This window comes from Methylobacterium sp. Leaf104, assembly GCF_001422885.1.
Classification (GTDB): Bacteria; Pseudomonadota; Alphaproteobacteria; order Rhizobiales; family Beijerinckiaceae; genus Methylobacterium.
Window position 1 is genome coordinate 156,310 of record NZ_LMMZ01000040.1, and the last position, 26,491, is coordinate 182,800.

General features: G+C 70.9%; 29 protein-coding genes and 1 tRNA gene. 18 read left to right on the forward strand and 12 right to left on the reverse strand.

The window, feature by feature from the left end:
• Positions 1–707: 707 nt before the first annotated feature.
• Entirely contained in the window at positions 708–1,433 is a 726-nt protein-coding gene (locus ASF49_RS21370; protein ID WP_056477805.1) for a GntR family transcriptional regulator, read from the forward strand.
• A gap of 7 nt (positions 1,434–1,440) precedes the next feature.
• Here the strand turns inward: ASF49_RS21370 and ASF49_RS21375 are convergent, their stop codons facing one another.
• Positions 1,441–1,842, reverse strand: coding sequence for a nuclear transport factor 2 family protein (locus tag ASF49_RS21375; protein WP_056477806.1), 402 nt, complete (start codon positions 1,840–1,842; stop codon positions 1,441–1,443).
• A gap of 192 nt (positions 1,843–2,034) precedes the next feature.
• Here ASF49_RS21375 and ASF49_RS21380 point away from each other — a divergent pair, with 192 nt between their 5' ends.
• The 6 genes from ASF49_RS21380 to ASF49_RS21405 all read left to right on the forward strand — a co-directional run bounded on the left by ASF49_RS21380 (position 2,035) and on the right by ASF49_RS21405 (position 9,534).
• Complete coding sequence (locus ASF49_RS21380; protein WP_056477808.1) at positions 2,035–3,222, forward strand: ABC transporter substrate-binding protein; 1,188 nt, start codon at positions 2,035–2,037, stop codon at positions 3,220–3,222.
• Between the two features lie 13 nt (positions 3,223–3,235).
• Positions 3,236–4,105: a branched-chain amino acid ABC transporter permease gene (locus ASF49_RS21385; protein ID WP_056477809.1), complete on the forward strand. Its 870-nt coding sequence runs from the start codon at positions 3,236–3,238 to the stop codon at positions 4,103–4,105.
• A 5-nt stretch (positions 4,106–4,110) separates the two neighbouring features.
• Positions 4,111–6,579 carry a branched-chain amino acid ABC transporter ATP-binding protein/permease gene (locus ASF49_RS21390; RefSeq protein WP_056477810.1) on the forward strand — a complete coding sequence of 823 codons (2,469 nt, stop codon included), beginning with the start codon at positions 4,111–4,113 and terminating at the stop codon, positions 6,577–6,579.
• Positions 6,580–6,618: 39 nt separating this feature from the next.
• Positions 6,619–7,089: a hypothetical protein gene (locus ASF49_RS21395; RefSeq protein WP_056477811.1), complete on the forward strand. Its 471-nt coding sequence runs from the start codon at positions 6,619–6,621 to the stop codon at positions 7,087–7,089.
• Between the two features lie 638 nt (positions 7,090–7,727).
• Complete coding sequence (motA, locus tag ASF49_RS21400; RefSeq protein WP_056477812.1) at positions 7,728–8,585, forward strand: flagellar motor stator protein MotA; 858 nt, start codon at positions 7,728–7,730, stop codon at positions 8,583–8,585.
• A 34-nt stretch (positions 8,586–8,619) separates the two neighbouring features.
• Positions 8,620–9,534: a flagellar motor protein MotB gene (locus ASF49_RS21405; RefSeq protein ID WP_056477813.1), complete on the forward strand. Its 915-nt coding sequence runs from the start codon at positions 8,620–8,622 to the stop codon at positions 9,532–9,534.
• A 358-nt stretch (positions 9,535–9,892) separates the two neighbouring features.
• Here ASF49_RS21405 and ASF49_RS24105 read toward each other — a convergent pair whose 3' ends face one another.
• The 3 genes from ASF49_RS24105 to ASF49_RS21415 form a co-directional block, all read right to left on the reverse strand.
• Entirely contained in the window at positions 9,893–10,078 is a 186-nt protein-coding gene (locus tag ASF49_RS24105) for a hypothetical protein (RefSeq protein ID WP_056477814.1), read from the reverse strand.
• Between the two features lie 81 nt (positions 10,079–10,159).
• A complete protein-coding gene (locus ASF49_RS24795) occupies positions 10,160–10,282 on the reverse strand; it encodes a hypothetical protein (protein ID WP_272481520.1) in 123 nt (40 codons plus the stop codon).
• Positions 10,283–10,591: 309 nt separating this feature from the next.
• The gene (locus tag ASF49_RS21415; RefSeq protein ID WP_243214819.1) at positions 10,592–11,173 is read right to left on the reverse strand and encodes a 3'-5' exonuclease; all 582 of its coding nucleotides are present in this window, start codon (positions 11,171–11,173) and stop codon (positions 10,592–10,594) included.
• A gap of 110 nt (positions 11,174–11,283) precedes the next feature.
• On the opposite strand from ASF49_RS21415, the gene ASF49_RS21420 reads away from it, so the two are divergent.
• The 5 genes from ASF49_RS21420 to ASF49_RS21440 all read left to right on the forward strand — a co-directional run bounded on the left by ASF49_RS21420 (position 11,284) and on the right by ASF49_RS21440 (position 15,134).
• On the forward strand, positions 11,284–12,369 hold the full coding sequence (locus ASF49_RS21420; protein WP_243214818.1) for a phosphatase PAP2 family protein: 1,086 nt from the start codon (positions 11,284–11,286) through the stop codon (positions 12,367–12,369).
• A gap of 56 nt (positions 12,370–12,425) precedes the next feature.
• Positions 12,426–12,830, forward strand: coding sequence for a hypothetical protein (locus tag ASF49_RS24665; RefSeq protein WP_082511461.1), 405 nt, complete (start codon positions 12,426–12,428; stop codon positions 12,828–12,830).
• Between the two features lie 152 nt (positions 12,831–12,982).
• Positions 12,983–14,461: a protein adenylyltransferase SelO gene (locus ASF49_RS21430; protein WP_056477964.1), complete on the forward strand. Its 1,479-nt coding sequence runs from the start codon at positions 12,983–12,985 to the stop codon at positions 14,459–14,461.
• Positions 14,462–14,530: 69 nt separating this feature from the next.
• The gene (locus ASF49_RS23980) at positions 14,531–14,827 is read left to right on the forward strand and encodes a hypothetical protein (RefSeq protein WP_156653139.1); all 297 of its coding nucleotides are present in this window, start codon (positions 14,531–14,533) and stop codon (positions 14,825–14,827) included.
• 118 nt (positions 14,828–14,945) lie between these two features.
• On the forward strand, positions 14,946–15,134 hold the full coding sequence (locus tag ASF49_RS21440; RefSeq protein WP_056477823.1) for a hypothetical protein: 189 nt from the start codon (positions 14,946–14,948) through the stop codon (positions 15,132–15,134).
• Positions 15,135–15,155: 21 nt separating this feature from the next.
• Here ASF49_RS21440 and ASF49_RS21445 read toward each other — a convergent pair whose 3' ends face one another.
• Complete coding sequence (locus ASF49_RS21445) at positions 15,156–16,490, reverse strand: adenylate/guanylate cyclase domain-containing protein (RefSeq protein ID WP_082511462.1); 1,335 nt, start codon at positions 16,488–16,490, stop codon at positions 15,156–15,158.
• A gap of 78 nt (positions 16,491–16,568) precedes the next feature.
• A complete protein-coding gene (locus ASF49_RS21450) occupies positions 16,569–17,054 on the reverse strand; it encodes an MmcB family DNA repair protein (RefSeq protein ID WP_056477827.1) in 486 nt (161 codons plus the stop codon).
• Positions 17,055–17,260: 206 nt separating this feature from the next.
• Between ASF49_RS21450 and ASF49_RS21455 the strand changes: the two genes are divergently transcribed.
• On the forward strand, positions 17,261–17,689 hold the full coding sequence (locus tag ASF49_RS21455; protein ID WP_243214817.1) for a hypothetical protein: 429 nt from the start codon (positions 17,261–17,263) through the stop codon (positions 17,687–17,689).
• A gap of 6 nt (positions 17,690–17,695) precedes the next feature.
• On the opposite strand, the gene ASF49_RS21460 is transcribed toward ASF49_RS21455, so the two are convergent.
• Positions 17,696–18,481, reverse strand: a complete 786-nt coding sequence (locus ASF49_RS21460; RefSeq protein ID WP_056477829.1) for a cobalamin-binding protein — start codon at positions 18,479–18,481, stop codon at positions 17,696–17,698.
• 6 nt (positions 18,482–18,487) lie between these two features.
• On the reverse strand, positions 18,488–19,009 hold the full coding sequence (locus ASF49_RS21465; protein WP_056477830.1) for a DedA family protein: 522 nt from the start codon (positions 19,007–19,009) through the stop codon (positions 18,488–18,490).
• Positions 19,010–19,160: 151 nt separating this feature from the next.
• Between ASF49_RS21465 and pdxY the strand changes: the two genes are divergently transcribed.
• From pdxY to ASF49_RS21480, 3 genes are read left to right on the forward strand one after another with little or no spacing between them, the layout of a single operon-like run.
• Positions 19,161–20,009: a pyridoxal kinase PdxY gene (gene pdxY / locus ASF49_RS21470; RefSeq protein WP_056477832.1), complete on the forward strand. Its 849-nt coding sequence runs from the start codon at positions 19,161–19,163 to the stop codon at positions 20,007–20,009.
• A gap of 36 nt (positions 20,010–20,045) precedes the next feature.
• Positions 20,046–20,942: a PhzF family phenazine biosynthesis protein gene (locus ASF49_RS21475; RefSeq protein ID WP_056477834.1), complete on the forward strand. Its 897-nt coding sequence runs from the start codon at positions 20,046–20,048 to the stop codon at positions 20,940–20,942.
• Complete coding sequence (locus ASF49_RS21480; protein ID WP_056477836.1) at positions 20,935–21,651, forward strand: hypothetical protein; 717 nt, start codon at positions 20,935–20,937, stop codon at positions 21,649–21,651. Before ASF49_RS21475 ends, ASF49_RS21480 begins: the two co-directional genes overlap by 8 nt.
• Here ASF49_RS21480 and ASF49_RS21485 read toward each other — a convergent pair.
• Positions 21,642–21,974 (reverse strand): hypothetical protein, encoded by a 333-nt coding sequence (locus tag ASF49_RS21485; RefSeq protein WP_056477838.1) that lies wholly within the window; start codon positions 21,972–21,974, stop codon positions 21,642–21,644. The genes ASF49_RS21480 and ASF49_RS21485 overlap by 10 nt on opposite strands.
• 189 nt (positions 21,975–22,163) lie before the next feature.
• Positions 22,164–22,649, reverse strand: coding sequence for an SRPBCC family protein (locus ASF49_RS21490; protein WP_056477840.1), 486 nt, complete (start codon positions 22,647–22,649; stop codon positions 22,164–22,166).
• 562 nt (positions 22,650–23,211) lie between these two features.
• Between ASF49_RS21490 and ASF49_RS21495 the strand changes: the two genes are divergently transcribed.
• Positions 23,212–24,789, forward strand: coding sequence for a 2-isopropylmalate synthase (locus ASF49_RS21495; protein WP_056477842.1), 1,578 nt, complete (start codon positions 23,212–23,214; stop codon positions 24,787–24,789).
• Positions 24,790–24,892: 103 nt separating this feature from the next.
• Positions 24,893–24,968: transfer RNA gene (locus tag ASF49_RS21500), tRNA-Lys, on the forward strand.
• A gap of 57 nt (positions 24,969–25,025) precedes the next feature.
• On the opposite strand, the gene ASF49_RS21505 is transcribed toward ASF49_RS21500, so the two are convergent.
• Both ASF49_RS21505 and ASF49_RS21510 read right to left on the reverse strand, forming a co-directional pair.
• The gene (locus ASF49_RS21505; RefSeq protein WP_056477844.1) at positions 25,026–26,234 is read right to left on the reverse strand and encodes a hypothetical protein; all 1,209 of its coding nucleotides are present in this window, start codon (positions 26,232–26,234) and stop codon (positions 25,026–25,028) included.
• Positions 26,234–26,491: a hypothetical protein gene (locus tag ASF49_RS21510; protein WP_056477845.1), complete on the reverse strand. Its 258-nt coding sequence runs from the start codon at positions 26,489–26,491 to the stop codon at positions 26,234–26,236. The genes ASF49_RS21505 and ASF49_RS21510 overlap by 1 nt, the downstream gene beginning before the upstream one ends.

Consider the following 26,491-nt stretch of genomic DNA (forward strand, 5'->3'; position numbering starts at 1 on the left):
TCGCGGCGACGGTGGCGCCGATGCGGGGATCGCATCGGCGATGGAGGCCTTGCGGCATGGTCGGCGTCCTGTTCTTGCTCCAAGAGTGTTGTGCACCGGAACGCTCAACAACGGGTTAATCCGGATAAGAAGGCCGGTAACTCACAACGGTAAACAAGCAGACAGTGGAGGCACGGAGGCAAGGAAATCCGATCTTTCGTAAAAATACATTGGAAAAACGGTCGTCATTTTCGGTTCGTCGTCCATTTGGCTTGTCATCGATCGCCGATGTGAGGCGATCTGCAGTAACCTGAAGCTTCGGGAACAGTGTCGATTTCGCCGTTGAGCTCGAGCAGATCCCGAATCCGCAACGGGCCGCAGGCGGCCTTGCGCGCTCGCCGGCTGGAATGCCCGCGGCGCGGTCGTGTCCCCTACGAGCACCGGCGTCTGGAACCGGCCGGGGTCTTCGACCACGACGCGCAGCACGGCGTCGGCTTCGGCACTCATCCGGTCGCACGTGATTCCCCGGGGCCGGTGGCGGATCGCGTCGTCGAAGGCCCTGGATCCGCTCCGGGGCTACGCGCCTCCTCGCGATGCGGACGACCCGGTGACCGCCAGCCCGAGGGCCGGCGGGGCCTTGCGCAACCCCAAGCGACGGCACAGGAACCCGTCTGGTCCCGCTCGTGCTTCCGAACCGTCGGGAACGTTGCGGGAGGAATCGGGACGACATGCGGGACGAGGTGCGGGACGACGCGACGCGGGTGGAGAGCCGGGACCGGGTGGGTTCGATCTGCCGCTCCCTGCGCCGGGCGATCGTCGAGCGGGCGATCATGCCCGGTGACCGGTTGCCGGAGGATGCGCTCGGCGAGCGCTTCGGCGTCAGCCGCACCATCGCGCGCCAGGCCCTCGGGCAACTGGCCGGGGAGGGGCTGGTGGAATTGCGGCGCAACCGCATCGCGGTGGTGGCGACCCCGAGCTGGGCGGAGGCGCGGGACACCTTCGACGTGCGCATCAGCCTGGAGCGCCTCGTGGTCGCGCGCCTCGCCGGGCGGCTCACGCCGGAGCAGCAGGCGGCGCTGAACGCGCATATCGGCCAGGAGGAGGCGGTCCAGGGCGGCGCGGACGGCGCCTCGATCCGGCTCGCCACCGAGTTTCACCTGCTGCTCGCCCAGATGACCGGCAGCCCGGTGCTGGAGCGCTACGTGGCCGAACTCGGCTACCGCTGCGCCCTGGTGCTCTCGCTCTACAGCCGGCCGCATTCCGCCGAGTGCGGGGTCAGCGAGCACCGCGCCCTGGTCGCCGCCCTGATCGCGGGCGACCCGGAGCGGGCCATGGCGCTGATGGACCATCACCTCGACGCCGTGGCCGAGCGAGCCCGGATCGTCGCGGCCCCGCCGCGCGAGCGCGACCTCGGACGCCTGCTCGCGCCCTATATCGAGCCGGTGGGCGCCTGAGCCCGCCTCAGGTGTTCAGGCCGTGCTGGCTGAGGATGCGCTCGGCGCTGTCGTTCCAGACCTCCATGGTCACGATCAGGCCGTCGCGCACCGTGAAGCGGTCGACGTAGCGGTTGCCCTCGAAGGGCGTCCCGTCCGGCCAGGCGCCGTAGAGGGTGCCGAGGCTGTAGACCGTGGTGACGCCGTCGCCCGGCACCACGTCGAGCCGCTCCATCTGCTTCTTCACCCAGGCGTAGCGCCCGGCATTGAAGGCCGTGACCTCGCGGGGATGCGCGAAGGTGCGGCCGCCCGTGAACACGATGGTGATGCCCGGCGCCATGTAGGTGGCCGCCCGCTCGGGGTCGGGCACCATCGAGGCTTCGAGATAGGCGGTGACGTTGGCGGCATCCCGGGCGGTGGTGTCGGTCATGAGCGGATCTCCTGGGCCAAGCCCATCCCTGCCGCAAACGCCGCCAAAGTGCATGCAACAAGTGTATGCACTTTGGCGCATCGGGAGGCAGTGCGACGGCTGTTCGCAAAATTTATCCAGCAAGTTCAAGGCCGAAGCCGGTGGCATAGGGGTTGCGGACTGGATCTCGACGCATCCGCCGGAGACAAGTCCATGCGCAGCCGCCCGACGCCGCACCTGACCCGCCGCCTCGCCCTGGGCGCCTGCCTGCTCCTCGGGTTGCCCTTCGCGGCCACGGCCCGGGCCGAGGAGCCGATCCGGATCGGTCTCGTCACGGCGCTGAGCGGGCAGTCGGCGAAATCCGGCGAGGCGATCTCTCGCGGGATCGGCCTCGCCATCGACGAGATCAATGCCGGCGGCGGCGTGCTCGGGCGGCCCCTGGAACAGGTGGCGCGGGACGACGAGGCCAACCCATCGAAGGGCGTGCTCGCCGCCCGCGAGCTGATCCAGCGGGTCGGCGTGGTGGCCCTGGTGGGCGGCCTCGACACGCCGGTCTCGATGGCGCTGGTGCCGATCGCCAACCAGATGAAGGTGCCGTTCCTCGGCCCCTGGGCCGCCGGCACCGGCATCACCCGCAACGGGGCGGCCGACAACTACGCGTTCCGGGTCTCGGCGGTCGACGCCCTGGTGGACGAGGCCCTCGTCGCTTACGCGGTGAAGACCCACGGAGCGAGGAAGCCCGGGATGATCCTCGTCAACAACGCCTGGGGCGAGTCGAACCAGCAGGGCCTGACGGCGGCGCTCAAGGCCGCCGACCTGCCCGCCGCCGGCATCGAGAAGTACGAGGCGGCCGATCTCGACATGGTGCCCCAGCTCACCCGCCTGCGGGAGGCGGGCGCCGACACCCTGTTCCTCGTCGGCAATGTCGGACCCTCGGCCCAGGTGGTGAAGTCCCTCGACCGGATGGGCTGGAGCGTGCCGGTGGTCTCGCACTGGGGGCCGGCCGGCGGGCGCTTCGACGAACTCGCCGGGCCGAGCGCGGCCAAGGTCCACTTCATCCAGACCTTCACCTTCGCGGGCAACACCAGTCCCAAGGCCCTGGCCGTCCTCGACGCCCTCAAGACGAAGTATCCGGCGATCAAGTCGATGGCCGACGTGACCCCGGCGGTGGGCATCGCCAACGCCTACGACGCCACCCACCTGCTCGCCCTGGCGATCAAGGCCGCCGGTTCGACCAAGGGGCCGGAGGTGCGCGACGGCTTCTACAAGGTCGCGACCTATCCGGGCCTGATCAAGACCTACGACAAGCCCTTCGCGCCGGGCCGGCACGACGCCCTCGGGCCGCAGGACTACGTCTTCACCCGCTTCAAGGACGGCGAGATCGTCGCCGTCACCCATTGACGAGGCGGGGCCGATGCTCACGGGAACGCTCATCACAGGCCTCGGCCTCGGCAGCATGTACGGTCTGGTGGCGCTCGGCTTCCACATCACCTACGCGGTCTCGGGCACGGTGAACTTCGCGCAGGGGAGCGCCGTCACCCTCGGGGCGGTGCTGGGCTACACGCTGGGGGTGACTTTGGGCTGGCCGATGCCGGCGGCGATCCTCGGGTCGCTCCTGGGCTGCGCGCTCCTCGGCCTCACGGTCGAGCGGCTGCTGGTCAGGCCCTTCGTGGAGAAGGGCTCGGATGCCTGGCTGCTCGCCACCGTGGCGGGCGGCATCGTCCTCGACAACGCGGTGCTGTTCACCTTCGGCAAGGAGCCCCGCAGCCTGCCTTCGTCCCTGGCGGTGACGCCGGTCGAGATCCTGGGCACGGGCATCTACCCGCTCCAGCTGCTCATCCCCGTGGTGGGGCTCTCGGCGGCGGCGGCGATCCAGACCCTGTTCCGCCGCACCGACCTCGGCCGGGTGCTGCTGGCGGTGGCGCAGAACGCCGACGCCGCGCGGCTGATGGGCATCGACGTCCGGCGCACGGTGGCCTGCGCCTTCGCGCTCTCGGCGCTGCTGGCCGGGGCCGCCGGCCTCCTCATCGCACCCTTGTTCTCGGTCTCGGCCGAGATGGGGGCGCTGTTCGGGATCAAGGCCTTCGCGGTGGCGATCCTCGGCGGCATCGGATCGGCCACCGGCGTGGTGCTGGCGGGCCTGCTCTACGGGCTCGTCGAGGCCGGGGTCACCGCGACGCTCGGCTCCACCTACACCCAGCTGGTGGTGTTCTCGGTGATCATCCTGGCCCTGGCGCTCCGCCCCGACGGCCTCCTCGGCCGCGCCGCGATCAACAAGGTCTGAGCCCGATGCACCGCTTGCGCGCTCCGGCCGCGATGCCGCTGACGATCCTGGCCCTGACCCTGGCGGGCCTCGCCCTGGTCGGGCTGACCGGGGGCTACAGCCACTTCGTCATCGCCCTCGTGGCCCTCACCACCGTGGCCGGGACGGGGCTCAACGTCCTCCTCGGCCTGACCGGGCTGATCTCCTTCGGGCATGCGGGCTTCTACGCCATCGGCGCCTATGCGAGCGCGATCCTCACCGGGGCCGGCCTGAGCTTCTGGCTCGCGGTGCCGGCCGCCGGCCTCTTGTCCGGGCTGGTCGGGGCCGGGCTCGCGGTGCCGGCCATGCGGGTGAAGGGTCCCTACCTCGCGATGATCACCATCGCGTTCGGCTTCATCATCGAGCATGCGCTGATCGAGGGCGGGTCGCTGACCGGCGGCCAGAACGGCCTCGTGGTCACCGCCGGGCCGAGCCTGTTCGGAGTTCCCTTCGCCGAGCGCGAGCTGGCGTTCCTCGCCGTCCTCGCCGCGGGCCTCGGCCTCTACGGCTTCCACCACCTCGCCCGCAGCCGCCTCGGCCGGGCGATGCGGGCGGTGCGCGACGCCGACGTGGCGGCCGCCTCCCTCGGCTTCGACCCGGTCCGGGTGAAGACCCTGGCCTTCGCGCTCTCGGCGGCGCTGACGGGCCTCGCCGGGGCGGTGCTGCCGCCGCTGATGCTGTTCATCGCCCCGAGTTCGTTCCCGTTCTCGCAATCGATCCTGTTCGTGCTCTCGGTTGTGGTCGGCGGGGCCGGCACGGTTCTCGGCCCGCTGTTCGGCGCCCTCGTCACCGTGCTCCTGCCCGAGACCCTGGCGGGGCTCGCCGAGTACCGCCTGCTGTTCTTCGGCCTCGCCACCCTGGTGGTGCTCTGGCTGGTGCCGTCGGGGATCGTCGGCACCGCGGCGCGGCTGCTGCCCCGGCCGCGAACCGGCGCCGCTCCCCCTGCCGTCGATTTCGGCCGGCTCATCGGGCAGCGCGGGGCGCAAGGCCTGGTGGTCGAGGGCATCGGAATCAGCTTCGGCGGCATCCGCGCGGCCGAGGGCGTCTCCGTCCGGGCGGAGGCCGGGGCGGTGACGAGCCTGATCGGCCCCAACGGCGCCGGCAAGACCACCGTGCTCAACATGATCTCGGGCTTCTACCGGCCGCAGGCCGGGGCGATCCGGTTAGGGAAGCGGGACCTCGCCGGCGCCCCGGCCCACGTCATCGCCCGGGCCGGCATCGCCCGCACCTACCAGACCACGCGCCTGTTCGGCTCGCTGGGCGTTCTCGACAACGTCGCCCTCGCGTTCGAGCCGGGCCGCCTCTGGCGCCGCTCCGGCAAGGGCGACCGCGCCGCCGCCGCGTCCCTGCTGCACTTCGTCGGCTACGCGGGCGACCTCGACCGGCCGGCCGCGGAGCTGCCCCATGTCGACCGCCGCCTCGTGGAGATCGCCCGGGCGCTGGCCGGCCGGCCACGCATCCTCCTCCTCGACGAGCCCGCCGCCGGCCTGACCCGGGCCGACACCGACGCGCTGGGCGGGCTCCTCCGCCGGATCGCCGCGCAGGGCATCGCCGTGGTGCTGGTCGAGCACGACATGCCCCTGGTGATGGGCGTCTCCGACGCGATCCTGGTCATGGATGCCGGGCGTCCGATCGCAAACGGGAATCCGGCCACGATCCGTCGCGACCCGGCGGTGATCCGTGCCTATCTGGGCGGGGCCGACACGCCCGCGCGGCCCCGCGCCGCCGCCTGGACGCCGCCGGCCGACGCGGTGCTCTCCACCCTGGGGCTCACCGCCGGCTACGGCGCCGCCCCGGTCCTCGACCGCGTCGCCCTCGAGGTCCGCCCCGGCGAGACCGTGGCGCTGCTGGGCGCCAACGGCGCCGGCAAGTCGACGACCCTGCGGGCGCTCGCCGGCCTGCTCCGGCCCGTCTCCGGCGGGATCGTGCTGGAGGACCGGGCCATCGCGCAGCTGCCCGCCCACACCATCGCCCGCCTCGGCCTCGCCCTGGTGCCGGAGGGCCGGCAGGTCTTTCCCGAGCTCACCGTGATCGAGAACATCCGCCTCGGCGCCCATGGCCGCACGGCGCCCATCGACCCGGCCGAGATCGAGGCGCTGCTCACCCGCTTCCCGCGCCTGCGCGACCGGGCGACGAGCCGGGCGGGCCTGCTCTCCGGGGGCGAGCAGCAGATGCTGGCGATCGCCCGCGGGATGATGGCGCAGCCGCGCATCCTCCTCCTCGACGAGCCCTCCCTCGGCCTGGCGCCGGCGATGATCAACGCCCTCTACGCCGTGTTGGCGGACCTGCGCGACCAGGGCGTCACCATCCTGATCGTCGACCAGATGGCGGCCCTCGCCCTGACGGTGGCCGATCGCGGCTACGTGCTGGAGCAGGGCCGCGTCGTCACCGCCGGCACCGCCGCCGAACTCAGCGCCGATGCCGGCCTGGAGGCCGCCTATCTCGGGGCCGCCTGACGCGGCGACCGGAGCACACCGCAGACCGTAGAAGTCAAAATGATCAAGCGCTACAGCATCTTCGCCGACTACCATCAGTTTTATCTGTGGGATCACGGGGCGACTCCGGATGCGCCGACCCAGTACACCGAGGCGGATACGGTCCGCCGCATGAAGACGGCGCCGTTCGTGGTCGTCGTTCAACCCGAACGCAACATGGATGTGCCGGTCGAAGTCGAGATCGCGGACGGACCGCCCGAGCCGGACCTCGACGCCTGGGATCATGTCGTCGAGGCCAGCCTCGACCTCCCGTCAGGCAGGCTCGAAATTCACGAATGCACCGGAGGCTCGATCGACGTTCTGGACGTTGCGTCGGGCACGTACCGGGTCAGGGCCCATCACGGTGGGTTGAGGACCTTGAGCGAAGACCGTCTCGACGGCGACGATCACTATCGGATCGTGCTGTGGCCTGCGCCCTTCGCGAACCTCGCCGTCCTGAAGCAGTACACGGATCCGCACGTGACCGAATAGGCGAACGTTGATGCGGGCGAAGGACCGCATTCAGGGGCTGCGGAGATCGCTCGTGAATGGCGAAGGCGGGGCGGAGGCGGGATGTCCGCTTCGGGATAAAGGGCCAAGGTCCGGCCGCGACCTCAAGAGCTTATTCCACATCGCGCCTCCGCTCGCATGCCGTGCCAAAACCCCGCCTGCGCAAAGTGCATAGCTTGGCCTTGTTGGGTCTCCGATCGTTCTCCTTGCGGCATGACCGGTTGAGCCGGACCGTATGTTCTCAGCGGCTTGAAGGCTCAGGCTTCGCAGGGGTGTCGGTCTTTTCTAAGCGCTGCTCGCGGATGGATGTGTCGGTTCCGCCGACGACCCAACTCCCACGGCGGAGGATGCTGTCCGGCTTGAATCCCCCGGTTCGGCGTGAGGGGCAGGCCGCCGCCGCAGGAGCCTGCGTGGCCTCACATCCTCCGAGGCCATCTGAAAGGTCTGGTCCGCCGCGTTCCGTCGCTTCGGGTCAAATCCGCTCCACCTAATACCGGGAGCACACACGTGATGATCCTCTGGCCACAGCTCTAAACTCGTCGTTAACCTTAATCATCAATTTGTCGATGAATGAGTGGCGTCGCGAGGGCTGTCCCTGCCCCGCGTGAGGATGGCAAATCATGCGGCTGACCATCGGTGCAATCGTCGTCTTCGCCTGCGTCTTCGGCAGCTACGCGGCGATGGGTGGCCACCTGGAAGTCCTGTGGCAGCCGTTCGAGTTTGTCATCATCCTCGGGGCAGCCATCGGTGCCTTCATCATCGGCAACACCGGGTCGGTGCTCAAGGCTGTGCCGGCCATGTTGGGCACGATGGTGAGGGGTCCTCGATACAGACAGCAAAGCTATGTCGAGCTGCTGGGGATGCAGTATTCCTTGTATAAGCTTGTGAAGCAGAAGGGCATGATGGCGCTCGAGCCGCACATCGAAAATCCGAGCGAGTCGACGCTGTTCAACGCCTTCCCGACCTTTGCGGCGAACGATCACGCGGTCGAGTTCGTCTGCGACTACATGCGCATGCTGATGCTGGGCGCCAACAACGCCTACGAGATAGAAGCTCTCATGGACGAGGAGCTGGAAACACACCACGAGGAGCAGGAGCAGGTCGTTTCGTCCATGCAAGCGCTCGCCGACGGAACGCCCGCGCTCGGCATCGTCGCCGCCGTGCTTGGCGTGATCAAGACGATGGGAGCGATCAAGGAGCCGCCGGAGGTGCTGGGACATCTGATCGGCGGCGCGCTCGTAGGCACCTTCTTCGGCGTGTTCGTCGCCTATGGCTTCTTCGGGCCAATGGCGCAGTCGCTCAAGAGCCTCCTCAAGGCCGAATCCAAGTACTATCTTTCACTCAAGGTGGGCCTCATCGCCCATATCAGCGGCCAGCCGCCGGTGATGTCGGTAGAATTCGCCCGCAAGGCTCTGATGAGCGACGTCCGCCCGACCTTCAACGAAGTGGAAACGGCAACCGCCGCTCTGCCCGCCTAGATTTGACGCAATCTCGAGCAGGGACTCGACGGCCATGGCCCTCCAGCCGATCATCGTTATCAAGAAGGTCAAGAAGGCCTCCCACGCCCACCACGGTGGGGCCTGGAAGATCGCCTATGCCGACTTCGTGACCGCCATGATGGCGTTCTTTCTGCTGATGTGGCTGATCAGCATGACTACGGAAGAGCAGAAGATCGGTTTGGCAGAATACTTCGCGCCGGCGGCCATGAGCCCTCAAACCAGTGGCGCCGGGGGAATGCTGTACGGCACCGCCCTGGACACCTCCGGCAACAAGCCGGCCATTCCGCGCGAACCGGCGCGGGGCTCCGCAGACACGTCCGGCGACAAGGCGTCCTCGCGGCGCGACGCAGCCAGGGGCTCTGCCGAGCAGGAGGACAAAACGCGCCTGATGAGGCCCAGTGACCTCGATCCCAGCCGTCCGGCCGTCACCGAGCAGGCCAGTTCCAGCGCCGCCGCCAGCCTCCGGCAGGCGCTCCAGAAGATGCCCGAGATCGCCGAACTGTCGCGCAACATCGTGATCGAGCCTAGCAAGGAGGGCGTGAACGTTTCTCTCGTGGACCAGGATGGCCGCTCCATGTTCCGCGAGGGCTCCGTCGACCCCTACGAGCGCACCCGTCGCGTGCTGGAGGCACTCGCGCCCGCCCTGCGCCGGCTGCCCAACAGCCTGTCGATAACCGGCCACACGGCCGCTGCGCGCCCGGGCTCGGCGCCGGCCGGCGAACCTTGGAACCTCACCACCGGGCGTGCGCTCGCCGTGCGCGAGATCCTGGTGGGGGCCGGGGTTCCCAACAACAACTTCGCTTCCGTCGTGGGACGCGCCGACACCGAGCCGGTTTTCCCCGACAATCCCTACATCGCGCCGAACCGACGGGTGACGATCACCCTGCTCAATGCGAGCCCGCCGGCGCCCCCCAACCTCTTTCGCTGACGACGAGGCGCCTCGGCGCCTTCGAAGGGCCTGTCGCAAGCCGGGACGTGGGTCGCAGGGGCCTGTCGCAAATGCGCGGCGTTTAACCCCCTGTCGACCGTCTGGCCGCCCTGATCCTGTCCGCCGCCGCCGCCAAGCTCGAGCGGCGCTCCAGGGCCGAGTGTCGAGGCTCGCGCCAGGAAGCCGCCCTGACCACCGATCGTTCTCCCGACATTTGGCCTCGCGTGCGGTATTCCGGCCGTTCGTGAGCTGAACCGTCCGTTTCCGACCCTCCGCGGACCCCTGGAAGGTCTGCTTCGCGGCAGCCTGGTGGAGGATGACCCACGTCCGGGTCGGGTGGCTTCCTGCCTGTCCGGTGTCAGAACGTCGATACCCTGATGCGCCGGGTACCGACCGACTCGTACGATGCATCGGCCGCGCCGCGCGGGCTGTCCGTCACGACGGGTTTGGGGGCGATCTTGCCGACCTGTTCGATCAAGAGGCCCGCGAAGTGGCCTCTGCGCCCAGCCAGCCTGACGCGGCAGACGAAATCCTTGCCGACCACCTTCAGCAGGAAGCTGTCCGGCCGTTGGAAGGACGCAGGGACCGCGATCTCGGCGCCGGTCTTCGAGAGGTCCTTGACGGTTCAGGGGATCTCGATGCCCTCCAAGGTCCGGATGAGCCCGATCCAGTCCGTCTCGTTGCGGGGCGCGCGCGCACCGAACTCCGCCGAGGCATCCGCACGCGCCTCTTGCCCGTCCTGAGACATTTCCGATCACCCCGGCGCCTTCGTGAGCGAGATTTTGAACCAGCGCGCATAAGAACCTCGTCGGGGCCCGCTGCGGCTGTAGCCGGATGGGAATCGCGCGATCCATGATCGACAGCCTTCGCGATCACCCGCCAGCCCGACCGAATCCAGGGCCTGCGGCCAGAGGGGGGGGCACATCTAAGCGGCGCGTGTGAGCATGTGGGATCCGTATTTTGACGGTGGAGGGCCGACGCGCTCCTCGCCCTCGGCGTGGGAGAGGAGCGCGTCCGCGAACGCCAGGCGATCGGCCGGCCTTCGCCGTCAGACCGCTCAGCCCGCCGGGCGGCCGACGTCCTCGCGGAGAAGCGCCTCGGCGCGGCTGCGGGCGCGCGCCCAGCGCCGGCACTCGCGCTGGGCATCCGACAGGGCGCGATGCTCGGCCGCCGGATCGTCGCGCGCCTCCACCCGCAGGGCCGCCAGGAGCTTGCCGGCCTGGGCATCGCGCGCGGCCGGCGCCACGCCGCCCGCCGCGAGCACGTCGAGGATGACGCGGCGCTGCGCCTCCGCCGTGGCCCTCAGGCGAAGGGCGTGGCGCGGCAGGCCGGCCGCGCGCAGCAGCCGGCTCAGCCACTGCCCGTCCCAGGAGGGCGCCGAGGCGTAGAGCGTCACGTCGCGCAGGGCGGTGAGCATGTGCAAGGCCACCCAATCATGGGCCGCGCCCTCGCGCGCCAGGCGCTCCCGGGCGAGCCCGTGCACCGCTTCGGCCTCGGGCGCCCAGTCGGTCCAGCCCGGAGCCGGGCGGATGAGGAAGCTCTCCGAACCGCCATCGGGAAACACCCACGCCACCTCGATCGGGTAGCTGGTCTTGGCCAGCGAGGATGCCTCGAAATCCAGGAAGGCGATGCGGCTCAACGGTGGACCATCGGGACTGAGACCGGACCGGGATCGGAAAAGGAACGATGCTGGGCAACAAACCGGCGCAAAGCCGAGTTCCGGCTTCGACGAACCAAGAAGGATTCCGGGTGAGCGACGCAACACCGATCCCGATGCCCGCGCGCGGAACCCGCCGCTGGCTCGCCGATGCCGCCCCCGTCGCAGGATCCTTTCTCGTCAGGTCCGCCACCCTCGCCAGGCCCGTCGCGCGCATCCACCGGATCTCGGCCGCCCTGGCCGCGCCGCATCCCGCCCTCTGGGGCCTCGCCGTGGCGGTCGCCCTCCTCGATGCCGTGTGGCTGCGCCGGAGCGGGATCACCCTGGCGCCGTTCGGCTTCGGCGTTGCGGCGGCGCTGGTGGCAGCGCTCCTCGCCCTCGCGGTCCTGTTCGGCCCGGTCCTGTCCGAGCCGAAGCTCCGGGCGATGGCCCTGGCGAGCGCCTGCCTCATCGCCGTGACCGTGCCCATCGCGGTGCTGCACTACCTCACCGCCACCTGGGCGCTGCCGCTGGCCGATGCGCGCCTGGCGCGGGCGGAGGCCGCGCTCGGCTTCGACTGGCCCGCCTACCTCGCCGCCCTGCAGGCGCAGCCGCGCCTCGCCTGGTGGCTGGCCCTCGCCTACCACACCAGCGGGCCGCAGGTCGGGCTCACGGTGATCGTGCTCGGCGCCACCCTCCGGGTCGGCCGGCTCTGGGCCTATGTGCGCCTGTTCGCGGTGCTGCTCCTCGCGGTCGTGCTCGCCGCCGCCCTGGTGCCGGCGGCCGGACCCTTCGTGCATTACGGTCTCGGCACCGTGCCGGACGGGTCCATCGAGACCCTGGGCGCGCTCTGGCACCTCGACGCCCTGGAGCACCTGCGCGCCGGGACCCTGCGCACCCTCGCCCTGGAGGACATCCGCGGCCTCGTGACCTTTCCCTCCTTCCACGTCTGCCTCGCGGTGCTGACCGCCTGGGCGCTGGCCCCGGTCCGGGTCCTCGGCCCCCTGGTCATCGCGCTCAACGCCGTCATCGTCGTGGCGACCCTCGGGGCCGGCGGGCATTACCTGCCCGACCTGCTCGCGGGCTTCGCGCTCTCGGTCACGGTCATCGGCGGACGCGCGGCCCTGCGCGGACGCCGCACGCATGCGCCGGGCCTCCGGCCAGAACCCGCCCCGCACGGGTCGCGTTGTCCGGGGTGAACGCGCGCGGCCGAGCCCGGCGGCACGCCCGACCCCATCCGACGGAGAGGATCGACATGCGTCCTTCCAGCCTCGCCATCGCGGCGGCCCTGGCCTGCGCCGCGGCCTCCGCCCTGCCGTTGCCGGCCGCGGCCCAGAGCACCGGCTACGTCACCGGTTTTCCCGGCAAGGACCCGGCCGGCGACGACGAGATCGGCTGGGGGCCGGCCTATCGCCCGGAGACCAGCTTCACGCAGCCGGGCACGCCCCCGACCCCGGGCGATTTCGCGGGCGCCGCCTACCGGGCGCGCACGGGGCGCGGCCCCTACGACGAGGTGCAAGGGATCCGGCGGGAGGCCGGGCCGCGGTCCGGCCTGCGCGGCGCCCGCTTCGCGCCCGACGATGCGGTCGAGGCTCCGCCCCGTCGGCGTCACCGCGCCGTCCGCCATCACACGGCCCGGGGAGGGCGCGCCGACCGCTGAGGCCCTCGCTCTCCGACAGGACGGCACCGCGCGACGTCAGGCACGGAGTCCGGCGCGCTGTCGGGGCTGACAGGATTTGCCTTGGCGCGCGCGGCGCCCCACCTCGTGGATCGAAGCCGTTCGCGGCGCCGCACATGGGACCGACCCCCTCGATGACAGCCGCCATCCCCTTCGCCAACACCTATGCCCGCCTGCCGGAGCACTTCTTCGCCGCGGTGAATCCCACGCCCGTGGCGGCGCCCCGGCTGATCCGGGTCAACCGGGAACTCGCCGCGGAGCTCGGGATCGAGGCCGCCTGGCTCGAGAGCCCGGAAGGCGTCGCGGTGCTGGCGGGCAACCGGGTGCCGGAGGGGGCCGAGCCCCTGGCCATGGCCTATGCCGGGCACCAGTTCGGCAACCGCGTCCCGCAGCTCGGCGACGGGCGGGCGATCCTGCTCGGCGAGGTCGTCGGGCGCGATGGCCTCCGCCGCGACATCCAGCTCAAGGGTTCCGGCCCGACCCCGTTCTCCCGGCGGGGCGACGGCCGCGCCGCCCTCGGGCCGGTCCTGCGCGAATACGTGGTCAGCGAGGCCATGACGGCGCTCGGCATCCCCAGCACCCGCGCCCTGGCGGCCGTGCTCACCGGGGATTCCGTCATGCGCGAGACGGTCCTGCCCGGCGGCGTCCTCACCCGCGTCGCCACCAGCCACATCCGCGTCGGCACCTTCCAGTACTTCGCCATGCGGGGCGACGTCGACGGCGTACGGGCGCTCGCCGACCATGTCATCGGCCGGCACTACCCGGAACTGGCGGAGGCGCCGAATCCCTACGGCGCGCTGCTGACCCGGGTGGTCGAGCGCCAGGCCGACCTGGTCGCGCGCTGGCTCCTCGTCGGATTCATCCACGGGGTGATGAACACCGACAACTGCGCCGTCTCCGGCGAAACCATCGATTTCGGCCCCTGCGCCTTCCTCGACGCCTACGATCCCTCGGCCGTGTTCAGCGCGATCGACGAGCATGGCCGCTACGCCTACGGCAACCAGCCGGGCATCCTGCACTGGAACCTCACCCGCTTCGCCGAGGCACTCCTGCCGCTGCTGGCGCCCGAGACCGAGGACGGCATCGCCGTGGCGCAGGACCTCCTCGGCGCCTTCGGCCCCCGGTTCGAGGCGGCCTATTACGGCGGCCTGCGGGCCAAGCTCGGCCTCACGACGGAGCGGGAGGAGGACCGCGAACTCGGCCGCGCCCTCCTGGAGGCGATGCAGGCCGGGGGCGCCGACTTCACCCTGACCTTCCGGCGTCTCGGGGGGGCGGCCCTCGGCCCGGAGAGCGACGGACCGGTGCGCGACCTGTTCACCGATCCCGCGGCCTATGACGCCTGGGCTGCGCGCTGGCGGGCACGCCTCGCCGCGGAGCCGTTGGACCCGTCCGAGCGCCGGGCGGCGATGGACCGGGTCAACCCGGCTTTCATCCCGCGCAACCACCGGGTCGAGGCGGTGATCGAGGCGGCGATCGCGCGCGACGACTTCGCGCCCTTCCACGAGCTCGTGACGGTCCTGGCCCGGCCCTACGACGACCAGCCCGCCTTCGCGCCCTATGCCGCGCCGCCCCAACCGCACGAGCGGGTGCTGCGGACCTTCTGCGGCACCTGATCCGAACCGGCTCCGTCCGGGCGGCGTTCTCCGGTCGAGGAGACCCTGCTCATGACGGAGACGCGCCGGATGCCGACAGATCCCTTCGCCGAGGCCGGCTCCGACCCGTCGCGCGGTCCCATCGTTGCAGCCAAGCCGGAATCGGGCGGCCTCGCCACCGGGCCGCGAGACACGGTCACCGGGCAGGTCGAGGACGCGCCCGGCGAACCGATGGACCGGCCCGGAACCGAGGCGGCGGAGGACGGCGCCATCGACGGGCCGCGCCTGACACCGCAGGGCCGCACCGGCGACGCGGCGCAGGACGCGGACGAGACCGATCCGATGGGCGGCGTGAAGACCGGGCAGACGGACAAGGCCGAGGGCTGAGGCCGCCGGACCGATCGATCCGTTCTCCCCAAGCGGTGACGGAACACGGCTTGGCTTGCGGCGTTTCTGGTATACTGTATTTCACCGACGACCGTCACCGCATGCCAGGGGTGTCCCGATGAACCAGACAGTGAAACCGGACCGTCCGATCTGGCCCTCCGTCCCGGACGATGTCCCGTCGCCGCAGACCACGCGCCCGGAGGCCCCGGTTCCCGAGATCGATCCCGCGATCCTCGAGCGGCCGAAGCTCGACGAGGCCGCGAGCCAGCGCGTCGGCTTCGAGGGCTTCGGGTCGTTCTCGGGCTGAGCGGCCGGAAAGCGCCCCGGCTCACGCCAGGCTGGCGACCGGCTGCTCAGGCGCCGCGACATCCTCGGTCCAATCCACCGCGAACAGCACCATGTCGCGGGTGTCGCGGCACTCCGAAGGCGGCATTCCGGAGAGTCGCAGGACCGCATGCGTGGCGGGCGAGAGCAAACGGATCACATCGTCCGAGGCCGCCAGGGTCAAGTCGGCGGCCTTCGCCCGGGCCTCGATCCGCGCGAGGCGGTTCATCGCCGTGCCCAGCACGGTGAACTCGGCGCGATGCCCGTCGTCGAAGACCCCGACCAGCACCTCGCCGGCATGCAGCGCCATGGTGACGCGCAGCTCCGGGCGCCCGTCCCGGCGACGGTCCCCGTTCAGGCTCACGAGGCGCGCGACGATGGTCCGGGCGCAGGCCAGCATCGCCTCGGCCTGGGCCTGTGGCCGACCGACGATGAACTGTGCCAGGATGCCGTCGCCCACGTACTTGTCGACGATGCCGCCGTGCTCGCTCACCGCCACGTGGGTCAGGGCGCGGATATCGAGCAGGGCCCGCACCACCTCCTCCTGGGCCTGATCCCGGGAGAAGGCCGAGAAGCCGCGCAGGTCGAGCCCGAACAGGCCGGCATGGCGGGACTGCACCGCGCCGACCCCGCCGCCGCTCTCGGCGAGTTCCCCCGCCACCCGGCGCGGCACGAAGCGCGCGAGGCTGGTGCGTTCCCGCTCCATCCGCAGGGCGGTCGTCACCGCCATCTGCAGCCGCCGCACGCCGTCGATCACCACGAGGCTCGCGGCCAGGAAGGTGAGGAGGCCCGGAACCTCCTCATCGAGGGTGACGTGCGGACCGAGGAGGGCACTCTCGGGAGCGAGGTAGGCGAGGAGGATCGTGCCGCCCCAGGCGAGGCTCACCAGCCCCGAGAAGACGGCGGTGTGCCAGACCCGCATGCTGAGCCCGGTCTGGAGCAGGAGCAGGAAGGCCGGCAGCCGGCTCACCGCGGTCGCGGTCTCCTCGGTCTCCACCGCGCCGACCAGCATATGCTCGACGATGAGGAACAGCGCGACGCCGGCATTCAGCAGGGTCGCGGTCCAGGCCAGCCACTCCCTCCCGGGCTCCGCCCCGACGTCGCGGCGGGACGCGCGCCAATCGGCGATCCCGAGGCCGAGGGAGAAGACCGCGTAGATTCCGAGGCCGATCCAGTGGTGCGCGGAATGGCTCGAACCGTCGTAGCCCTGGGCGGTGGCCAGGAGCACCAGGACGATGACGAAGTAGAGCGCCAGTGAGCGGCGGCCCGAGGCGGCCTGGAGCCGTCGCAGGATGGTGGGATCGCCGTCGATGGGACGGCGACGGGAGGGCAGGCGCATGATGTCGGCCGTCGCTGAGTGGAGCGTGGCTCCTTATCATGCCGGGCCGCCGGCGCAGCGGCGGCGATTCGCCGTGCCTCAGAGCGCGCCTTCGCGGATGGCGCCGGGATCGGCCAGCGCGTGCAGGAGGCGCGCCGCGCTGTGGGCGAAGCGCAGGGTCACGGCCTTGCGCCGGGGGCCGCTCAGGGGATGGTCCGCCGGGTCGCGCAGGATCGCGGCGCCGAAGGCGTCGGCGACGATGAGGCCGGCATCCTCCGGGGTCAGGGTGGTGGAGAGCGTCTCCGGGATCGCGAAGTAGAAACGATCGCAATAGTCCCGGTAGTCCGGCCATTTCCGGTCGGCCCGGAAGTCGGCGACGCTGGACTTGATCTCCACGATGGTGAGGCGTCCGGCCGGACACAGGGCGATGACGTCGGCGCGCCGGCCGTTCGCCAGGGAGAATTCCGGTATGGTGACGTGGCCGAGTTCGGCGAACAGGCGCCGGACGCCACGCTGGACCTGGAGCGCGGTCGCCGACTGACGCCGGTCGGGCGGAAGGATCACGGACGCGAGGGCTGCTGACATACGGCTCTGATGCATCGGAACGGTGTCCCGAATCGGGACCGCCGCCAGGAAATCAGCCGCCGGGCGGCTTGTCACCTGCGACCTCGTTGCCGCTGCCGGGGTGGAGCGGAAGCCCGGTTCGTGGCACCCATGCGGCGGAGCCGATACGGGGGGAGGCGGGTCTGCCGGAGAACGGAACCGCGGTTCGGGCTGCGGAGGCGGCCCGGGTGTCGCGCGAACTGGAGCGGCTGGAGGCGCTGGCCGCACGACGGCGCCTGCGGGTGCGCCTCCTGCGGGCCGCGCGCGGCTTCCTCGGGGGCGGCGCGACCCTGGCGGCCCTGATCAAGCTCAAGCTCGCGGGCTCGCTGGCGCTCAAGCTCGGGATCGCCGCGCTGGTGGCCCTCGGCCTCGCCTGGCCCTTCGCCGCCCTGGCGGTTCTGCTGCTCGTCGGTTTCGTCGTGTCCCTGGTGAGCCTGTTCGAGGGCGGTGCCCTCGACTGTCCCGACGCTGCGTCCTGCGACGGCTGCGAGCGCCGGGAAAAGCGGGCCGCACGCCTGCGCCACCTCATCGCCCGGCGCCGGGCCTGGCTCACGGCCCCGTCGGGACCGGCCCCGAGCGCGCGCCGGCGCGAGGCCGACCCCCTGCCGGCCGCGTGAAACGCCTCAGGGGCCGTCCCGCAGGGCGGCGCGGATCGCGTCGAATCCGTCCGTGAGGGCGGCGGGTCCCGGCTGAAGGATGAGCGGCGACTTGATCTCGTGGATGCGCCCGGCCGCCACGGCCGGGATCGCGTCCCATCCCGGGCGGGCGCGGATGCGCTCGCGGTTCACCCGCTTCCCGCACCACGAGGCCAGGATCACGTCGGGCCGTGCCGCGATCACCGCCTCCGAGCTCACGATCCGGTCCCGGGCCGCCGCCTGTCGACTGAGTTCCGGGAAGACGTCGTCGCCGCCGGCCGCCGCGATCAGGTCCGAGACCCAGCCGATGCCGGAGATCATCGGCGCGTCCCATTCCTCGAAATAGACGCGCGGGCGCGGCCGGCCGGCGCTCTCCAGCGCCGCCTCGGCAGTCCGGTCGGCGAGCCGCGTCGCCAGCGCGTCGGCCTCGGCCGGCACGCCGGTCAGCGCGCCCACCGTCCGGATCATCGCCAGGCAGCCGGCCAGGTCGCGCTGGTTGAACAGGTGCACGGCGATGCCGGCCCGGGCGAGGTCGGCCACGATCTCCGCCTGCAAGTCGGAGAAGGCGAGGACCAGGTCGGGAGCCAGGGCCAGGATCTTGGGCAGGTCTGCGCTGGTGAAGGCCGAGACCCGCGGCTTCTCCCGCCGGACCCGGGCCGGGCGCGCGGCATAGCCCGAGACCCCGACGATGCGGTCCTCCTGGCCGAGGAGGTAGAGCGTCTCCACCGTCTCCTCCGTCAGGCAGACGATGCGCTCGGGCGGAAACCGGCGCACGGCGCCTCAGCCCTTCAGATAGCCGAGGAGCCCGGCCCCCGGCGCCAGCATGAGGAAGGCCCAGGCCAGCGCCGAGGTCACGTTGGCGATCTGGAACGGCAGGCGCTTCACCCCGAACACCCCGGCGATCAGCGGCACCACGGCTCGGGCCGGCCCGATGAAGCGCCCGATCAGGATGCCGCCGGCCCCCCACTTGCGGCAGAACTCCTCGGCGCGGGCGACGATCGCGGGATAGCGCCGCATCGGCCACATCTGCTTGGCGCCTTCCTTGTAGTAGTGCCCGAACTCGTAGGAGACCCAGTCGCCGAGTGCCGCCCCGAGGGCACCGGCGAGCATTACCGGCCAGAACGGGATGCCGATCGACCCCATCAGCGCGCCGATCCCGAGGAGCAGGAAGGTGGCGGGCACCAGCAGCGACAGGAAGGCCAGGGACTCGCAGAAGGCGAGCACGCCGACGATCAGCGGCGTCCAGCCCTGGTTCGCCTCCACGAAGGCGAGGGTGCTGGTGCGGATTGAGTCGAAGTCCATGGGTCTCGCTTGAGGTTCGGCGCCTCCCTGTGACCGAGGGCGCGGATCGGGGCAAGCGCACGGGGCGCCGGTGGGGGTGCGTCGGGACGGAAAACCGGGTTAAGGGCTGGCGCCACCGCTGCTTCGCCGCGCGACCTCGGGAGATTCCATCATGAACATCCTCTCGATTCAGTCCCACGTCGCCTTCGGCCACGTGGGCAACGCCTCCGCGGTGTTTCCGATGCAGCGCCTCGGCGTCGAGGTCTGGCCGATCCACACGGTGCAGTTCTCCAACCACACCGGCTACGGCGCCTGGCGCGGGCGGGTCTTCGACGGCCCGGCGATCGAGGACCTCGTGGCCGGCATCGCCGAGCGCGGCGTGCTCGGGACCTGCGACGGGGTGCTCTCGGGTTACATGGGCTCGGCCGATATCGGCACCGCCATCGTACGGGCGGTGGCGTCGGTGCGGGCGCTCAACCCGCAGGCCCTCTATGCCTGCGACCCCGTGATGGGCGACACCGACCGCGGCATCTACGTGCGCCCGGGCATCCCCGAATTCATGCGCGAGCAGGCGGTGCCCGCGGCCGACATCGTGACCCCCAACCAGTTCGAGCTGAACCACCTCTCGGGCCTGCCCACGGGCACCCTCGCGGAAGCCAAGCGCGCGGTGGCCTCGGTCCAGGCGCTCGGACCCCGTGTCGTCCTCGTCACGTCCCTGATCACGCACGACACGCCCGACGACGCCATCGACCTCCTGGCCGGGGAGGGTGGCCATTTCTGGCGCCTGCGCACGCCGCGCCTGCACCTCGACGTGAACGGCGCGGGCGACGCCATCGCGGCCCTGTTCCTGGTGCACTACGCCCGGACGCGCTCGGCCGCCCTGGCGCTGGGCATGGCCGGTGCCTCGGTCTACGGGCTCCTGCGCCGCACCGCCGAGGCCGGCTCGCGCGAGATCCTCACGGTGGCGGCCCAGGACGAGTTCGTCACGCCGAGCGAGACGTTCCCGGTGGACACCGTTTAAGGTGATCCCACGCTCGCAGCGCCCGGAGACCCCGCCATGCCTCGCCGCTTCGTGACCCTCGACGTGTTCACCGACACGGCGCTGACCGGCAATCCCCTCGCCGTCGTGCTCGATGCCGAGGGGCTCGACACCGCCGCGATGCAGGCCCTGGCGGCCGAGTTCAACCTGTCCGAGACGGTGTTCGTGCTCCCGCCCGAGGCGCCGCGGCACCGCGCCCGGATGCGCATCTTCACCCCCGCCTCCGAACTCCCCTTCGCCGGGCATCCCACCCTCGGCACCGCCATCCTCCTCGCCCTGCGCGACCAGCGGGCGGGACTCGCCGACGCGATGGCCTTCGGGCTTGAGGCCGCGCTGGGGACCCTGGCCTGCGTCGTCGAGCCCGGGGAGGGGCGCGGCACGGGGCGCTTCAAGATGCCGGTGCTGCCGGAATACCTGGGGGAGGGGCCCGAGGCGGACCTCGCCGCCGCCGCCCTGGGCCTGGAACCGGGCGAGATCGGCTTCGCCCGCCACGCGCCGAGCCGGCACCGGGCGGGGCCGGCCTTCCTGTTCGTGCCCCTCGCGAACCGGGCGGCCCTCGACCGGGCCCGCGTGGTGCCCGCCGCCCTCGACGAACTCGGGTCGCCCGCGGCGCTCTACTGCTATGCGCCCGATCCCGACGGCCTCGGCCATCGCTATCAGGCCCGGATGTTCGCGCCCCATCTCGGCGTGCCCGAGGACCCCGCGACCGGGTCGGCGGCGGCGGCCTTCGCCGGCGTGATGATGCAGTTCGAGCCCCTCGGCGACGGCGAGCACGACATCGTCCTGCGTCAGGGCGTCGCCATGGGCCGGCCGAGCACGATCGGGGTCCAACTCGTCATCGAGGCCGGCGCCCTGCGCTCGGTGGAGATCAGCGGGGCGGCGGTCCTGGTGAGCGAGGGCACGCTGCTTGTCTGACGGCTTCGCGCTGACGCCACTCCGGCGAATCGAAGCCCGGCTGGTGCCCTCCGACTGGGCCTGGGCCCGCGACCACGCCGAGGCGATCGCCGAGACCTGGGCGGCCCGGCGCGCCGAGCGGCCGGACCTGTTCGACGGGCGGGTGCTCCTTGCCCGCGACTGCCGCATCGACGGATCGACCTGTCTCGTGGACCTGTTCGAGGTCGCGTATTCCCAGTTCCTCGCCTTTCGCCTCGCCGGCTCCCCGGATCCGGCCGTGACCAACGCCTTCGCGGCGGTGGTGCCATGGAGCGCCGACGGCGCGGCCCTCCTCGGCATCATGGGCGGACACACCGCCAATGCCGGGCAGATCTACTTCGCCTGCGGAACTCCGGACCGGGCCGATATCCGCGACGGCGGCCGCGTCGACCTCGCCGGCAGCGCCGGGCGGGAGTTCCTGGAGGAGACGGGCCTCGCCCTGCCGCCCGACGCACCGGACGCGTGGGTGCTGGTCTCGGGCCAGAGCCAGCGCGCCTTCCTGCGCCCGGTGCGCTTCGCCGAGACGGCCGCGGCGCTGCAGGCCCGGATGGAGGCGCATCGCCTGAGCGAGGCCGCGCCGGAACTCGCCGGCTTCGCCGTCGCGCGCGGACCGGACGACCTCGATGCCGCCCGGACGCCCGGCTTCGTGCGGGCCTATCTCGCCCGCGCCTTCGCGGAAGCTCAGCGGTAGCCGTAGCGCGCCTTGGCGGCCCCGAGCAGGCTCAGCGCCTCGCGCTCGCGGCCGCCCGCGCAGGCATCGGCGGCGTTGCGCAGGTCGGCGCTGAAGCGTTCGCCCACGGGCGGGTTGAGATTTCCGGTTGCGACATCGCTGTCGACCACCGCCTGGGTGCGGGCGATGGCCGGGCCGCAGCCATTGCCCTGCGGCAGCGGCGCCGCGACCACGGGAGCGGCGGCGGCGACGGCGGCCGCGGGCGGCGCCGAGGCGGTGGGCTTGCAGGCGCCGAGCAGGGCGGCGGAGAGAAGGGCGGCGACGGCGAGGCTGACCCGGGACACGGCGGCTCCTGACTGTAACCGTGCCGGGAAACGGCACAGCTTGATCCGGGGCGGTTTTGCGCCGTGCGCCCCGGCCGGTCAATCGGGCGGGGCCGATCGAGCCTGCAAGGGGAGGGCGTCCGGGAGGGCCGCCCTCGGTCTCGATCCGGTTCCGTGGTTCGGTTTGCCCGGATCAACTTGGACTTGGATCTACTTGGACTTGTCGGCGATGGCCTTGAGGCCCGAATCGTAGATGCCCGAGACGGCGTCGACCGCGACGGCGTCCGGGGCGCCCTTGGCCTTGAAGCTGCCGGTCCAGTTCACCGTCGAGCCCGAACCCTTCGGCATCACCGAGATCGTCGAGGAATAGTCGCTCACCGGCAGCGGGCCGGAGACGATGGCGTAGGTGTAGGACATCGCCTTGTCGTCGCGCTTGGTCTGCGATTCGACGATGGTGCCGCCGCCCTTGAGGCTCAGGGTCCGGAGGGTCTTGCCGCCGTCCTGCGACAGCACGCACTTCTCGATGGCCGGATGCCACTGCCCGATGCCGCAGAAGTCGCCGATCGTCGCCCAGACCTTGGCCGGAGGCGCGGCGACGTCGATGGTCTTGGCGGCATCGAGTGCCAGCACCGGCGCCGTTCCGGCGAGCAGGGCGAGGATGGGCAGGGCCAGGGTGCGCGACAGCATCCGCGACATGGTGGGGGATTCCTTCCAGATTTTTTCTTGCGTGGACGGACTGATTTCGCCGCCGGATCGTATTCGATCCGTCAGCGAAGCTAGGCGGAGCGGCCCCCACGGCAATGCGTTCGACACAAACGATCGCGAATTCCGTCGATACCTTGTGGGGAACCGGGCCCGACGGACGGATTCGGTCTCCTTCGGTGGCCGGGAGGGGCACGGCGGCCGCGCTGCCGAACCTTGTCAAGCCGGCGGCCAGCAGCTAGGTACACCGCCTTCGCAAGCGTTCGCGCGCCGTCGCGGCGCGCCCTTGCCCCTCGGGAGAGACGAGCCTTGGCCAGCGCCGGCTCCACGCGCAGCACCACCGACGCCGCCTTCGCGGCCGCCCGGTCGCGCGCGTCTCTTGCCGCCCTGCTGCTCCTTATCCGCCCCTGAGGGCCGTCCGGGCGGATTCGCCTGGGCTCTCAGGGGCGTGCCGTTCGCGAAGGCCGGCGCCGGGACCGTGGCGTCCGGCCCGGACCCCTTCGATCTTCAGGGCGCCGCGTCCCTTCCCGGACCGCGCCGCGACAGGACATCCGCCATGACCAGCTCATCGAATCCGGCCCCCGACGCCCGCGCGAAGGACCGCGTCCTCATCTTTGACACCACCCTGCGCGACGGCGAGCAGTGCCCCGGCGCGACCATGACCCTCGACGAGAAGCTCGCGGTCGCCGAGCTCCTCGACACGATGGGCGTCGACATCATCGAGGCGGGGTTCCCTATCGCCTCGCACGGCGACTTCGAGGCCGTCGCCGAGATCGCCCGACGGGCCAAGCGCGCGACCATCGCGGGCCTCGCCCGCGCGATCCCGGCCGACATCGCCCGGGCCGGCGAGGCGGTGCGGCAGGCCAGGCGCGGCCGCATCCACACCTTCGTGTCGACCTCGCCGATCCACCTCGCCCACCAGATGCGCAAGTCCGAGGACGAGGTGGTCGAGATCATCCTCAAGACCGTGTCCCAGGCCCGCGACCTCGTCGAGGACGTGGAATGGTCGGCCATGGACGCGACCCGCACGCCGATCGACTACCTCTGCCGCTGCGTCGAGGCGGCGATCCGCTCGGGTGCCACCACCATCAACCTGCCCGACACCGTGGGCTACGCCACGCCCGACGAGTACCGCCGGATGTTCCAGGATGTCCGGAGCCGGGTGCCGAACGCCGACAAGGCGATCTTCTCGGTGCATTGCCACGACGATCTCGGGCTCGCCATCGCCAACTCCCTGGCGGGGGTCGAGGGCGGCGCGCGCCAGGTCGAGTGCACCATCAACGGCATCGGCGAGCGCGCCGGCAACGCCGCTCTGGAGGAGATCGTCATGGCGATCCGCACCCGCGGCGACGTGATGCCCTACGAGACCGGCATCGAGACCACGATGCTCACCCGCGCCTCGAAGCTCGTCAGCCACGCGACCAACTTCCCCGTGCAGTACAACAAGGCGATCGTCGGCCGGAACGCCTTCGCGCACGAGAGCGGCATCCACCAGGACGGCATGCTCAAGCACACCGAGACCTACGAGATCATGACCCCGGCCTCGGTCGGCGTCGCCAAGACCTCGCTGGTCATGGGCAAGCATTCCGGCCGGGCCGCCTTCCGTTCGAAGCTGGACGAGCTCGGCCTCGTGCTGAGCGACAACCAGCTCCAGGACGTGTTCGAGCGCTTCAAGGCGCTGGCCGACCGCAAGAAGCACGTCTACGACGAGGACATCGAGGCGCTGGTCGACGAGAACCTCGCCACGGCCCATGACCGCATCCGCCTCGTCTCCCTGTCGGTGATCGCCGGCACCCGGGGTCCGCAGCGGGCGACCCTCAAGCTCGACATCGACGGCCGCGTCGTCACCGAGGAGGCCGACGGCAACGGCCCGGTGGATGCGGTGTTCAACGCGATCCAGGCCCTGGTGCCCCACGCGGCCGACCTCGAACTCTACCAGGTCCACGCTGTGACCGAGGGTACGGACGCCCAGGCGGAAGTCTCGGTGCGCCTGAAGAGTGGCGAGCGCAGCGTCACGGCGCGCGGTGCCGACCCCGACACCCTGGTCGCCTCGGCCCGCGCCTACCTCTCGGCCCTCAACAAGCTCGAGGCCTGGGCGGTGCGCCTGCACGCCCAGAGCCCGGCCTCGGTTTAGCCGAGAAAATAGCGCCCCGGGGGTGGACACCCCCCGGGGCGTTTGCTATCAGCCCCCTCGTCGCAGCGGACTTGGTGGGCTGCAGCGACCGCCGCAAGGCGTTGGGTGCATAGCTCAGTTGGTAGAGCAGCTGACTCTTAATCAGCGGGTCCAAGGTTCGAACCCTTGTGCACCCACCAAACATCTCAATGACTTAGCCGATATGTAGAACGTCGTTTCGACACGACGTCATCGGCTCATTTCGACAAACCTTCCTTCTTCGTTCTTGCGTCCAAGCGTTTACGCGCTCCCGCCTGCCGTTGCTTCGGGGTCGCTTGCGCGTACCGAAGCAGAGCTGCGGTGGTCAGGTGGCCGCTCAGAGCGCGGAGCTGAGCGTCTGTCAGGTCGGCCTCGGCGCCTTCGACGTTGCCGCCGTCGCGCAGGCCCATGAACTTCACTTCGGGGTCGATGCCGGCCGCCTCACGGATGCCTGCGATGCGATGCCGGAAGTAGTCCTCGCCCCAGGGGAGGTGGACCTTCCGGCGCCGGTCCGGCTGGTCGCGAGTAACGATCAGAGTGCCACGCCGCGGGAAGCGCTCCAGACGATCCATGAGCTCGGGCCAGAGCACCGTGCCATCTACGTCGAACAGCGGCAGCTCGACGAGTTCGCCGGTCTTGTGGTGGAAGATCTGGGCAAGGCCCGGCTTGTCGGCCGGGCGGTAGTGCGTCCATGCCAAGCGCTTCAGGATGTCCTCCTGACGCTGTAGCCAGAAGAACGCGATCATCGCCGCCGTACCGATCGAGGGTTCACCGGCAGCATCCGCAGCGGTCACGAAGCGCAGTAGCTCCTCGTGGGTAACCGGCCGCGTCGGCTTGGCCTTGTATGCGAGATCCATCTTCGCGAATGGATTCTCAGCCGGGACGATATCGGGCTTGTCGCGGCGCGCTACGTTCCAGGCGCGCTTCGCGATGCTCATGGCGAGGATGCCTGTGCGGATGCGCTCCGTACCATCGGCCTTGAGCTTCAGGCGCTCGTAGAGACGATCGGCAGCGCCAGGCGTGATGCTTCCGAGTGCCAGAGTACCGAAACGCCGGCCATCCTTCAGCACGTAGCTGGAGACGAGATGCAGGGCCGCGTCGTAGCCCTTGCGGGTCTTGGGCGGCTTGCTGGTGTACTTCGGCGACGTCTTATAAAGCGCGGCCATCCAATCGAACGTTCCGGTGCGAATGCGGACGGTCTCGACCGGTACGGCACCGCGCTGGCGCCAAGCATCGAACTGGGGATTAAGGACGTCGTCGCAGCGGGCCTTCGCGGCTCCGTAGTCGCTTCCAAGGGCTTCTGACCGCGTCGGACATCCTGCCTCTTTGGCCCAGGTTGGCGGAACCCAATAGTAGCCGGTGAGGCCCGACTTCAGCCGCCGCGCCACCATCAGCTTGGGCCAGCCCTGAGGCTTGCGACGCGGCATCAGATCAGGCCCTCGATGCTCTCGGCTATCGGGACGACGGGCATCGCGAGCCCGTGACGACGGGCGATGTCCTGCGCCAAGCGTTCACGATGCCATTTCGGCAGACAGCCCCTTTCGGTGCGCGGGCGCGAGTAGATGCCGCGATCGACCTTTGCGCGGAACGCCTCGACGCTCGGCTCGTCGCAGAAGGCAGCCGCCGTCTCTGCACGCATTTCCAGCGGCCAGGAACCGAGCGGGTATGCAACCGCGCGTGCCAT

Coding starts and splice junctions, on each gene's coding strand:
- ASF49_RS21370 (WP_056477805.1), top strand. CDS start 708: ATGCGGGACGAGGTGCGGGACGACGCGACGCGGGTGGAGAGCCGGGAC.
- ASF49_RS21375 (WP_056477806.1), bottom strand. CDS start 1,842: ATGACCGACACCACCGCCCGGGATGCCGCCAACGTCACCGCCTATCTC.
- ASF49_RS21380 (WP_056477808.1), top strand. CDS start 2,035: ATGCGCAGCCGCCCGACGCCGCACCTGACCCGCCGCCTCGCCCTGGGC.
- ASF49_RS21385 (WP_056477809.1), top strand. CDS start 3,236: ATGCTCACGGGAACGCTCATCACAGGCCTCGGCCTCGGCAGCATGTAC.
- ASF49_RS21390 (WP_056477810.1), top strand. CDS start 4,111: ATGCACCGCTTGCGCGCTCCGGCCGCGATGCCGCTGACGATCCTGGCC.
- ASF49_RS21395 (WP_056477811.1), top strand. CDS start 6,619: ATGATCAAGCGCTACAGCATCTTCGCCGACTACCATCAGTTTTATCTG.
- motA (WP_056477812.1), top strand. CDS start 7,728: ATGCGGCTGACCATCGGTGCAATCGTCGTCTTCGCCTGCGTCTTCGGC.
- ASF49_RS21405 (WP_056477813.1), top strand. CDS start 8,620: ATGGCCCTCCAGCCGATCATCGTTATCAAGAAGGTCAAGAAGGCCTCC.
- ASF49_RS24795 (WP_272481520.1), bottom strand. CDS start 10,282: ATGTCTCAGGACGGGCAAGAGGCGCGTGCGGATGCCTCGGCGGAGTTC.
- ASF49_RS24665 (WP_082511461.1), top strand. CDS start 12,426: ATGCGTCCTTCCAGCCTCGCCATCGCGGCGGCCCTGGCCTGCGCCGCG.
- ASF49_RS21430 (WP_056477964.1), top strand. CDS start 12,983: ATGACAGCCGCCATCCCCTTCGCCAACACCTATGCCCGCCTGCCGGAG.
- ASF49_RS23980 (WP_156653139.1), top strand. CDS start 14,531: ATGCCGACAGATCCCTTCGCCGAGGCCGGCTCCGACCCGTCGCGCGGT.
- ASF49_RS21440 (WP_056477823.1), top strand. CDS start 14,946: ATGAACCAGACAGTGAAACCGGACCGTCCGATCTGGCCCTCCGTCCCG.
- ASF49_RS21445 (WP_082511462.1), bottom strand. CDS start 16,490: ATGCGCCTGCCCTCCCGTCGCCGTCCCATCGACGGCGATCCCACCATC.
- ASF49_RS21450 (WP_056477827.1), bottom strand. CDS start 17,054: ATGTCAGCAGCCCTCGCGTCCGTGATCCTTCCGCCCGACCGGCGTCAG.
- ASF49_RS21465 (WP_056477830.1), bottom strand. CDS start 19,009: ATGGACTTCGACTCAATCCGCACCAGCACCCTCGCCTTCGTGGAGGCG.
- pdxY (WP_056477832.1), top strand. CDS start 19,161: ATGAACATCCTCTCGATTCAGTCCCACGTCGCCTTCGGCCACGTGGGC.
- ASF49_RS21475 (WP_056477834.1), top strand. CDS start 20,046: ATGCCTCGCCGCTTCGTGACCCTCGACGTGTTCACCGACACGGCGCTG.
- ASF49_RS21490 (WP_056477840.1), bottom strand. CDS start 22,649: ATGTCGCGGATGCTGTCGCGCACCCTGGCCCTGCCCATCCTCGCCCTG.
- ASF49_RS21495 (WP_056477842.1), top strand. CDS start 23,212: ATGACCAGCTCATCGAATCCGGCCCCCGACGCCCGCGCGAAGGACCGC.
- ASF49_RS21505 (WP_056477844.1), bottom strand. CDS start 26,234: ATGCCGCGTCGCAAGCCTCAGGGCTGGCCCAAGCTGATGGTGGCGCGG.
- ASF49_RS21510 (WP_056477845.1), bottom strand. CDS start 26,491: ATGGCACGCGCGGTTGCATACCCGCTCGGTTCCTGGCCGCTGGAAATG.